Origin of the sequence: Halococcus morrhuae DSM 1307, from assembly GCF_000336695.1 — an archaeon.
Classification (GTDB): domain Archaea; phylum Halobacteriota; class Halobacteria; order Halobacteriales; family Halococcaceae; genus Halococcus; species Halococcus morrhuae.
This window is the reverse complement of the sequence record NZ_AOMC01000112.1, coordinates 23,744-33,776: the sequence shown is the minus strand read 5'-3', so window position 1 is coordinate 33,776 and position 10,033 is coordinate 23,744. Positions and strand designations below refer to the sequence as shown.

General features: G+C 65.3%; 11 protein-coding genes. 6 read left to right on the top strand and 5 right to left on the bottom strand.

Features of this window, described 5'->3' with window-relative positions; all coding sequences use genetic code 11:
* Positions 1-433: 433 nt before the first annotated feature.
* Together C448_RS09255 and C448_RS09250 are read right to left on the bottom strand one after the other, a co-directional pair.
* A complete protein-coding gene (locus C448_RS09255; RefSeq protein ID WP_004054099.1) occupies positions 434-1,393 on the bottom strand; it encodes a cation diffusion facilitator family transporter in 960 nt (319 codons plus the stop codon).
* A 38-nt stretch (positions 1,394-1,431) separates the two neighbouring features.
* On the bottom strand, positions 1,432-1,962 hold the full coding sequence (locus tag C448_RS09250; protein WP_004054098.1) for an HIT family protein: 531 nt from the start codon (positions 1,960-1,962) through the stop codon (positions 1,432-1,434).
* A 234-nt stretch (positions 1,963-2,196) separates the two neighbouring features.
* Here C448_RS09250 and C448_RS09245 point away from each other — a divergent pair, with 234 nt between their 5' ends.
* From C448_RS09245 to C448_RS09235, 3 genes are read left to right on the top strand one after another with little or no spacing between them, the layout of a single operon-like run.
* Positions 2,197-2,397, top strand: coding sequence for a DUF7835 family putative zinc beta-ribbon protein (locus tag C448_RS09245; RefSeq protein WP_004054097.1), 201 nt, complete (start codon positions 2,197-2,199; stop codon positions 2,395-2,397).
* Positions 2,398-2,453: 56 nt separating this feature from the next.
* The gene (gene pheA, locus C448_RS09240) at positions 2,454-3,260 is read left to right on the top strand and encodes a prephenate dehydratase (protein WP_004054096.1); all 807 of its coding nucleotides are present in this window, start codon (positions 2,454-2,456) and stop codon (positions 3,258-3,260) included.
* A gap of 39 nt (positions 3,261-3,299) precedes the next feature.
* Positions 3,300-3,719, top strand: coding sequence for an Hsp20/alpha crystallin family protein (locus C448_RS09235; protein ID WP_004054095.1), 420 nt, complete (start codon positions 3,300-3,302; stop codon positions 3,717-3,719).
* 39 nt (positions 3,720-3,758) lie between these two features.
* Here the strand turns inward: C448_RS09235 and C448_RS09230 are convergent, their stop codons facing one another.
* Both C448_RS09230 and leuS read right to left on the bottom strand, forming a co-directional pair.
* Entirely contained in the window at positions 3,759-4,223 is a 465-nt protein-coding gene (locus tag C448_RS09230; protein ID WP_004054094.1) for a hypothetical protein, read from the bottom strand.
* Positions 4,224-4,267: 44 nt separating this feature from the next.
* Positions 4,268-6,913: a leucine--tRNA ligase gene (leuS, locus tag C448_RS09225; protein ID WP_004054093.1), complete on the bottom strand. Its 2,646-nt coding sequence runs from the start codon at positions 6,911-6,913 to the stop codon at positions 4,268-4,270.
* Positions 6,914-6,957: 44 nt separating this feature from the next.
* Between leuS and C448_RS09220 the strand changes: the two genes are divergently transcribed.
* On the top strand, positions 6,958-7,200 hold the full coding sequence (locus C448_RS09220; RefSeq protein ID WP_004054092.1) for a DUF7535 family protein: 243 nt from the start codon (positions 6,958-6,960) through the stop codon (positions 7,198-7,200).
* Here the strand turns inward: C448_RS09220 and C448_RS09215 are convergent.
* Complete coding sequence (locus tag C448_RS09215) at positions 7,143-8,129, bottom strand: ornithine cyclodeaminase family protein (protein ID WP_004054091.1); 987 nt, start codon at positions 8,127-8,129, stop codon at positions 7,143-7,145. The two genes, C448_RS09220 and C448_RS09215, sit on opposite strands and share 58 nt — an antisense overlap.
* A 98-nt stretch (positions 8,130-8,227) precedes the next feature.
* Here C448_RS09215 and C448_RS09210 point away from each other — a divergent pair, with 98 nt between their 5' ends.
* Complete coding sequence (locus tag C448_RS09210) at positions 8,228-9,073, top strand: hypothetical protein (protein WP_004054090.1); 846 nt, start codon at positions 8,228-8,230, stop codon at positions 9,071-9,073.
* Positions 9,070-9,873 (top strand): hypothetical protein, encoded by an 804-nt coding sequence (locus C448_RS09205; RefSeq protein ID WP_004054089.1) that lies wholly within the window; start codon positions 9,070-9,072, stop codon positions 9,871-9,873. The genes C448_RS09210 and C448_RS09205 overlap by 4 nt, the downstream gene beginning before the upstream one ends.
* The last annotated feature ends 160 nt before the right edge of the window (positions 9,874-10,033 follow it).

Below are 10,033 nucleotides of genomic sequence, written 5' to 3'. Positions count from 1 at the left end.
ACGACGAGGCCTATCGACAGGTCATCATCCAGGATGCACCCGGCTACGGCGTCGAACCCGGCGATCTCGTCGACGTCGAGATCACGGGCCAGAACACCGTATACGCCTTCGGTAAACCTGCCTAGGGTGATTTTGGAGACGAAACGTTTCGCTGGTTTCCGGGGAGTGACGATTTTCGTGAGTTTGATTCGATAGCAACCGATTCGACGGCAGTAGTCGATCTGATGGCAATCGATTTGACGACGAGTCCTGACAACAGTGAGAGACCGCTACCGCCCCGCACCGCCCACATACCTCCCCAACCGATTCGCTCACTCCCTTCGGTCGTTCGCTCATCCCTCGCACGCCGATCCGCGTCCGGCGTTCGCTATCGCTCTCGCCGGACGCGAGCGCGCGCCGACCGCAGCATGTGGATCAGGTTCGGAAAAAGCGATCAACCAGGACCGCGATCGACGTTCGATTCGTCGTCCGGTCGTTCGTCGGTCCCGCGAACCAGTCTGTCGGCGTCGGGATCGCGTTTCCACTCGCCGAGTTCCTTCGGATCGATATGAACGAACACGTCGTCGACAGGGTCGAGTGCCTGGATCGACGCGACGATCGCGCTCTCGATGTCGTGGGCCTCCCTGAGTGTGCGATCCCCCTCGACCTCGATGTGGATGCTCACGTCGATCTCCGGACCCACGTAGTGGGCGATGACGTCGTGGGCACCCTCGACGTCGGGATGGGCGAGCGCGCGCCGGAGAATGCGCCGCTGGAGGGCCTCGGAGGGTGCGCCACCGACGAGATAGGGCACGTTGTCGCGGACGACCTCGATCCCGGTGTAGAGGATACCGATGGAGACGAGCGCCGCCGCGAGCGGATCGAGCAGCGGAACCCCAAAGCGTGCGCCGAGTACGCCGACGAGCGCTGCGCCAGCGGTGAGCACGTCGTTGCGGTTGTCGAGCGCGGTCGCCGCGAGCGCCGGCGAGTCGTGGGTGCGACTGGCCGACAGGGAGTAGCGGTAGAGACCGGCCTTCGCGATCGCCGCGCCGGCGAGCACCGCGATGGCGATCGGACTCTCGGTGGCGGTCACGGTATCAGAGAGGATCGCCGTCATCGACTGCCAGAGCACCGTGCCACCGGTCAGGAAGATGCCGAGCGCGATGGCGAGCGCGACGAACGGTTCGATACGCTCGTGGCCATGGGGGTGCTCGCTGTCGGGCGGCCGGGTCGTGAGATAGAGACCCCCGAGAACGACGGTGGCGTAGACGGCATCGACGAGGCTGTTGGCGGCCTCCGAGCCGACCGCGAGGCTCCCCGTTTCGAGCCAGACCCAGCCCTTCGCGGCGGCGAGAACGACGTTCGCCGCGAGAACGACGAGACCGATCCGCCGAACCGCGCCCGCACGACTCATCACTGGACGTTGACGAGCGCACGCAAAGACGCTTCGGCCTACACGATGCGGACCGCATCGTCGGGGTCGTCGACACGGGTGCCCTCCTGATCGGCGAAGGCCGCGTGGAGGTGCTCGTAGGTGTCGTCGATCGCCTCGACGATAACCTGCGTCTCGTCGATGACCGGCATGAAGTTGGTGTCACCGTTCCAGCGCGGCACCACGTGTCGGTGCAGGTGATCGTCGATCGAGCCGCCAGCCGAATCGCCGAGATTCATCCCGGTGTTCGCGCCGTCGGGGCCGAGCCCGTCCTCGATCGCCCGCAGCGTCCGCTGGGTGAGTCGCGACAGGTCGAGCAGTTCCGCCTCCGTGAGCTCGCCGTAGACGCCGGTGTGTCGGTAGGGGATCACCATCGCGTGACCCGGGTTGTAAGGGGCGTTGTTCAGCAGGCAGAAGGCGTGTTCACTCCGGGCGACGATCCGCGAGTCACGGTCGGCGTCGCGATCGGGGAGCACGCAGAACGGACAGCCATCGGCGTCGCCGTCGCGCTCGACCCAGTCGATGCGCCACGGTGCGAACAGCTCGTCCATGTACGCCGTATTCGAGGGATCGATTTAACCGCTCGTATCGCGGCCGAAACTCAGCTGTAATAAGTTTTTTGGCCGTTTTCGACTGTTTCACCGTTCACGCCGCGAAAACGGTTCGTCGAAATCGGGCCGGAGCGGGTTTCTTTCTCGTATTCACCCCGAAAAACGTTGAAACTCGGGGGAATCGAAACGAACGGAATTCGGTGTTTATGGGGGTCTCGCCCGGAGAAACGGGTGATGTCAACCACAAGCCGATCTGCAAGCGACCTCACTGAAGCCTGCGAGGACTGCGGCCGCGACACCCCCCATAGCGTCTCGATCGAGCTGCGCACCGAGAGCGACAAACGAGAGAACCAGGAGTTCTCCCGCGAACCCTATCGCATCACCGAATGTGTCGCTTGCGGCAACGAGACGGTACTGCGGATGAACAACGCGTAACCTTCTCTCGCCGAGGACGGCGACGGACTTTTGCCCACCGACGGACAGGCACGGCCATGCAGGCAGTCACGCTCGGGCCGGCCGGCACGTACTCCCACCGCGCAGCGCAGGCCGTCGGCGACGAGATCGCCTTCCGCGAATCGGTGACAGGCATCGTCGAGGCGGTCGCGACCGGTGCGGCCGATCGGGGCGTCGTCCCGATCGAGAACAGCATCGAGGGCTCCGTCACCGAGAGCCTCGACGCGCTCGCTGGCTTCGAGGTGGCGGTCGTCCGCGAGCTCATCACACCGATCCGTCACGCGCTGCTCGCCCAGCACGACGAGTTCGACGTCGTGGCAAGCCATTCGCAGGCGCTCGCGCAGTGTCGGAGCTATCTCGACACGGAACATCCGGATGTGGCGCTCGAATCGGTCACGAGCACCGCCCGCGGCGTCGAGCGCGCCCGCGAGGAGTCGACGGTGGCGGCGATCGGCCGCCCGGACACGGCCGACGGCGAGCTCCGGGTGCTCGCCGAGAACATCCAGGACCGCACCTCGAACGCGACACGGTTCGTCGTCGTCGCGCCGATCGACGAACGCTCGACCGGGGGCGGCAAGAGTTCGCTCATCGTCTATCCGAACGACGACTACCCCGGCCTTCTGCTGGATCTGCTCGAACCGTTCGCCGACCGACGCATCAACCTCACACGGATCGAATCGCGCCCGAGCGGCGAGCGCCTCGGCGATTACGTCTTCCATTTCGACGCCGAGGCGGGGCTCTACGAGGAGCGCACCCAGGAGGCCATCGCGGTCATCGAGGAGATAGCGGCGAAGGGCTGGGTGCGTCGGCTCGGCTCCTACGACGTCGAACACGTGGTCGGGTGAGGTGTGATTTAAGTCGCTCGCGGCCGTAGCCCGTGGCGAATGTCACGACGCAACCCCTTCGAGGAGATCGAGCAGATGTTCGAACAGATGGGCGACCAGTTCGGCCAGTTCGACGACATGAACGTCCCGGCGACCCAGTCGCTCTCGGTCGATCTCGCCGATCACGAGGACAGCTTCGAGGTCACGGCCGATCTCCCCGGCTACGAGCGCGAGGATATCGATCTCTCGGTGGCCGATCGCACCCTGCGGATCAGCGCCGAGCGCGACGAATCCACCGAAGAAGGTGACGGGAACTACCTCCGCCGCGAGCGCCGTCGCCGGTCGGTCAGTCGGTCGCTCTCGCTTCCCGAGGAAGTCGCGGAGGAGGAGGCCAGCGCCACCTACACGAACGGCGTGCTCACCGTCACGCTGCCCAAGGCCGCAAGCGACGAGGACTCGCGCAGTATCGACATCGAATAGCCCCTCGCCACCCCACCCACCACACCGACCGCGGCCGATTCAGAGATAGTCAGCGATCTCCCGAGCGGTCGCGTCGGTCACTGCTTCCCAGTCGTCGGGCCGACCGCCGCCGCGTTTCGGCGGATCGAGGGCGAAATCGACGGTGCGATAGCGAAACGAATCGAGTGCCTGAGTGCCGACCCGGCCGACGAACTCGGCGTTCAGTCGTTTCGAGGAGACCCCGCCGCTCGTGAGATCGTAGTAGCCCGTGAAGAGCTGAAACACGTCGACTGCGTCGGCGGCGAGCGTCTCCTCGTCGAGATGGCGGAACAGTTTCGCGGTGTTGTTCGCCGGGTCAGCCCGTCGCCACTCCAACTCGACGAGGGCCACGTGATCGTCGGCACGACCCGCGACATCGACCGGCGTGGTAGCGACGTGGTGTTCGATCTCCCAGGCGAATCCAGGATGGAGGACGGCGAGGCGCTCGCGAAGGCACGACTGGACGGCGGTGGCGAACGAACCCATCGGCGGAGCTCCGGCCGAGCAGCTCGTATGGGTTTCGACCCAGGTCAGCCCTCGTGGATCTCGATGGCGGGCCGACCGGGCGTCGCCGTCCGAGCGACATCGTCCGGCGCATCGCTCGCGCGTTCGAGGCGGATCTCAGCGTCGAACTCGCGCTCGAACAGCCACGTCGCGCGTTCGAGGGCCGCGAACTCCGCGGCGGGCGTGAGCGCTTCGGTCAGCGATTGGTGGCGCTCGGCGAGGTCTTTCGCGTAGTCGGCAGCCGCCTCGCCGCGCTCGCGGAGTTCCTCGTCGGCCATCACGCTGCCGACCACGTCCTCGTCGCTCGCGATGGCGACGTCGAGCGCGCGGTGTTTCCATTCGGGCGCGACGACGACTTCGATCGCCGCCGGCTCCTCGATGTTCGCCACGTCGAGGATGTGGCGGACGTCCTCGCGGGTGTTTGCGACGAGCTGGCGCTCGGCCTCGTGGTCGGCATCGTGTGCCGCCTCGGGCCAGTCGGCCGCGGCGACGAAGCCGTCCTCGCCGAGCGCCGTCCAGCACTCCTCGGTGACGTGGGGCGTGACGGGTGCGAACAGCCGCACCGCCGTGTGCAGACCACGCTCGAAGGTGTGCTCGTCGGGCGTCGCCTGCTCGCGATAGCGCCGGAGCAGCGAGACCAGCCCGCGCGCCTCGCGCAACGCATCGTTGAACCGGAAGTTCTCGTAGCCGGCGCTCGCCTCGTCGATCGTCGCGTCGATCTCGCGGGCGACGTACTCGTCGATCGGGCGCTCGCCGGCGTCGGTGGTCGTGGTCTCGTCGGCGGCGAACGCCTCGACCATCCCGAGCAGGCGCTCGATGAACTCGTTGCTCGACCGGACGCCACGCTCGGTCCAGTCGAAGTCCTTGCTCGGCCGGGCCGCGCCCATCACGAACAGCCGCGCCGTGTCCGCGCCGTACTCGTCCATGATCTCGACCGGCGAGACGACGTTGCCCTTGCTCGACGACATCGCCGTCCCGTCGAGCTGGACCATCCCCTGCGGGAGGTAGTGCTCGAACGGCTCACGGACGTCGAGCAGCTCCATGTCGCCGATGGCTCGGGTCACGAACCGCGAGTAGAGCAGATGCATGATCGCGTGCTCGATGCCGCCGACGTACTCGTCGACGGGCATCCAGTCGTTCGCGCGCTCGGTATCGAAAGGGACGTCCTCGCTGTCGGGCGACGTGAACCTGAGGAAATACCACGACGAGTCCATGAACGTGTCCATCGTGTCGGTCTCGCGCTCGGCAGGGCCACCGCACTCGGGACACTCGGTCTCGACGAACGAATCGACCTCTTCGAGGGGGTTGCCCGTCGGCGTCGGGACGAACTCCGGAAGCTCCACGGGGAGCTCCTCGTCGGGGACCATCACGGGGCCACACTCATCGCAGTGGACGACCGGGATCGGCGTGCCCCAGTAGCGCTGGCGGGAGATGAGCCAGTCGCGCAGGCGATACTGGGTGTGGTTGGCGGCCGTGTCGAGATCGGCGACCAACCGGTCGCGGGCCGCTGCACTCTCTATGCCGTCGTACTCGCCGCTGTCGACGAGCACGCCGTCGCCGGTGTATGCTTCCTCGTCGATTTCGACCTCGCCGTCTGCGGGCGCAACGACCTGCTCGATGTCGATGTCGTACTCGGTTGCGAACTCGTGGTCGCGCTGGTCGTGGCCCGGCACACCCATCAGCGCGCCCGTGCCGACGTCCGAGAGGACGAAATCGGCGACGTAGACCGGAATTTCCTCACCGGTCGCGGGGTTGATCGCGTACTCGCCGGTGAACACGCCGCGTTTCTCATCGCCGTCGGCGTCGGGATCGAGCGTCTCGACCTGTGTCGCGAGCTCAGGATCGTCGGCAATCAGTTCTTGTGTGAGTTCGTGGCCCGGTGCGAGCGCGAAGAAGGTCGCGCCGTAGATCGTGTCGAGACGCGTCGTGAACACCTCGATGCCGCCGAACTCCGGCACCTCGAACTCCACCGTGGTACCCTCCTGACGGCCGATCCAGTTGCGCTGCATCCCGCGCACGCTGTCGGGCCACTCGTCCAGTTCGTCGATGCCGTCGAGCAGCTCGTCGGCGTAGTCGGTGATCGTCAGGAACCACTGGTCGAGCGTGCGCGATTCGACCGGTGTCCCGCAGCGCCAGCAGAGTTCGGCCTCGCCCTCGACCTGTTCGTCGGCCAGTACCGTTTCACAGGACGGACACCAGTTGACCTCGCCACCCTTTCGCTCGGCGAGCCCCTCCTCGTAGAACCGTTTGAACAGCCACTGGTTCCAGCGGTAGTAGTCGGGCTCACAGGTCGTGATCTCCCGGTTCCAGTCGTAGCCGAACCCCATCGACTGCATCTGGGTCTTCATCGTGTCGATGCAGTCCATCGTCCACTCACGAGGGTTGATCTCGCGCTCGATGGCCGCGTTCTCGGCCGGCAGACCGAAGGAATCCCAGCCCATCGGGTGGAGCACGTCCTCGCCCTGCAGCCGCTGATAGCGGGCGTAGGCGTCGGTGATGGTGTAGTTCCGGACGTGGCCCATATGGAGATCGCCCGACGGATAGGGGAACATCGCGAGCACGTAGCTCGGATCGGTGGCGTCGTCGGACGTCCGATAGACGTCGGCGTCGGCCCACCGTTCCTGCCACTTCGACTCAATGGCGGCGTGGTCGTAGGTGTCCTGTCGTTGCATTTACCACCGATTGATCCCGGCCGGTTTTTTATGTTATCATTGGTGTGGGTGGCCACCACGCTGGTTTCGACCAGCTACGTATCGCCGACAGGGGCACCATCGGCTGGGCGATCGTCGTCGGACTGTTGATCGTCGTACTGCCGCTGTTGCCGGTTCTCGTGATCGTCTGGGCGCTCACGAAACTGTTCGACCACGCCGCTGACCGCGCAGCCAGGTGGGAAATCGTCGTTCAGCGACCGACGAGCGGGAAGGAATCGACGTCGTCGGCCTCGCTCGCGTGCTCGTAGATGACGTGGGCGGTCGCGACGTCCTGAATCGCCAGTCCGGTGCTGTCGAAAACCGTGATCTCGTCATCCTCGGTGCGACCCGACCGATCACCGACGACGATCTCGCCGACCGCGCCGTGGATGTCGGAATCGTCGATGCGGCCGTCCTCGTAGGAACGGCTGATCTCGCCGGAGTGGGTCGTCTGGGCGTGATCGTCGATGACCAGCTTCGCGTCGACGAGGATCTCCGGGTCGAGCTCCTGTTTGGCGGCGGCGTCGGCCCCCATCGCGTTGATGTGGGTGTGTGCACCGAGGTCGGCCCGCGAGACGATCGGCTCCGTGCTGGGCGTCACCGTCGAGAGGACGTCACAGGCGGCGGCTTCGGTGATCGAGCCGGCACGGACGTCGAATTGGTCGGAGAAGGCATCGACGAACGCGTCGACCGCGTCGCTGTCCAGATCGGAGACGACGACCTCCTCGATCGGGCGGATTTCGGCGATCGCCTCCAACTGCGTGTACGACTGGACGCCCGCACCGACCAGCCCCATGCTCCGTGCCTCGGGGATGGCGAGCCGATCGGTGGCGACGGCGGCCGCGGCACCGGTGCGCTTCATCGTGAGTTCGGTGCCGTCCATGATCGCGAGCGGGACGGCAGTCTCGGGGTCCGAGTAGATCATCGTCCCGATCACAGTGGGGAGATCGAACTTCTCGGGGTTGTCGGGATGGACGTTGACCCACTTGATGCCGGCAGCGTCCCACTCGCCGGCATCCATGTAGGCCGGCATCGAACGGAAATCGCCGTTGTACTGATCGAGTTCGATGTAGGACTTCGCCGGCATCAGCGCGTCGCCGCGCTCGTAGGCCGCGAACGCGTCGCCCACGGCGTCGATGACCTCGCCCATCCGCGCGTTCACGTCGACCCCCTCGCGATCGAGCAGAAGTGTCTCCATGCCGGCGGTATCTGCGCCGCCGTCTTAACTCCACCACCTCCGGAAGGGAGCGCGTGCAGACGACAAAGTATTTGCCACGATGGCTGTGAACGGAACCCATGCGACGGACGTTCGCGGCGGTATTGCTGTCGGTACTGGTCGTTCTCGCCGGCTGTTCCGGCGTGTTCGGCGGGGGCGACGAGTCGGCCGAAACGGTCACGCCGGCCGCTGTGCCGACCGACGAACCGACGCCCACGCCGGTGCCGCAACTGGCCCCGGGCGTCACGAAGCGGGGAATCGAGAACCCGCGTGCGCTCATCGCCGCCCATCGGTCGTTCCTCCAGAACCGGTCGTTCACCCAGCGATCGAACTCCACGGCGCTGGCCGCGAACGGTTCGGCGATCCTCCAAACGACGGGGACGCTACGGGTGGGAGCGACGGGAGCGGTTCGCTACGTGTCAAATCGCAGCGGCCCGTATTTCGCCGCGGAGCGTGGAGCGATCCCGACGCGCGTCGTGGCGTGGTCGAGCGACGGCGACTATTTCGTCCAGCAGACGTTCGCGAACGGGACGACGACCTACAGCAACCCACCGGGCAGACGGACGGGAATGCAGTTCGCGCTCGGAACGCTTCCGTCGCTTCTCGGCGCGCTCGACGCCGACAACACGACGATCACCGATCGCCGCAGCGAGAACGGGACGACGCTCTACCGCATCAACGGAACCATCGACACGAGACGGCAGCCCAACACGAGCGTGAGACTGCTCGTCGATTCGCGTGGTGTCGTTCGCGAATATTCGACGGTTCGACAAGCCCCCGCCAGCGCGACCGTCACGAAGAGCGTCACGGAGAACCGACTCGTCGCCATCAATACGACCGGAACGCCCGAGCGGCCGTCGTGGATCGAAACGGCGAAAAATCGGACGACGACACGCCGACCTGAAACGGCAGGGAACCGTGAATGAGACTGCGCGTTCTGCTCGTCGCCACGTTGGTCGTGCTCGCCGGCTGCAGCGGCGTCTTCGGTGAAGGTGGTCAGACGACGGAAACGGTGACACCGGCAGCGGTTCCCACCGACGAACCGACCCCGACGCCGGTACCGCAGCTCGCGCCCGGGCTTACGGGAGAGGGAATCGAGAATCCGAGTGTGCTCGTCGGAGCTCACACGTCCGTCCTCCGGAACAAGTCGTTCACCATACAGTCGAATTCGACGGGCATGGCATCGAACGGTTCGGTCATCGATCAGTCGGCGGGGACGCTCCGCGCAGGACCGCCGGGCGAGGGCGTTCATCTCGTCTCCAAAGGAAACGGAACCGCCACCTATTCGATCTGGTCGAAAGACGGACGAACGTTCCAGAATCGAACAGTTCCGAACGGAACGACGACATACCGTCGATCCGAAGTGCATTCCGGAGGACGATACGGCACCAATGGAGTGGGACTGCGAAGCCTTCTCGAACCGTTCCTTATCGCTAACACGTCCGTGACTGAACGGGAGCGCAACGGGACCACGCTGTATCTCGTTCGCGGGAGCACACGGATCGATGAGGGGTATAGACGGGGCAACGTTAGTCTCAGAATGCTCGTCGATAGCCGGGGATTCATCCACAGCTATCGAGCGGTACGAGAGGCAACATTCAACGAAGACCTCTCCCGAATCATCAGCGAGAATCGGTATTCGAAGATCGGCGCGACCGACGCACCCGAACGGCCGTCGTGGGTCGCAACCGCCAAAAACCGAATCACACCGACGGCGGGCAGCTGAAGCCGAACGGTCGGGTGAGGATCGAACGACACACCGGACCGAGATTGTCGTAGCTACTGAGAGTAGATTAAAAAAAACAGCGTTCGTGCGGTCGCGGTGCGGTCTTTTTCCCCAAGTTTTTGCGAACGAGCGGGCCGAAGGCCCGCGAGTGATGCAAAAA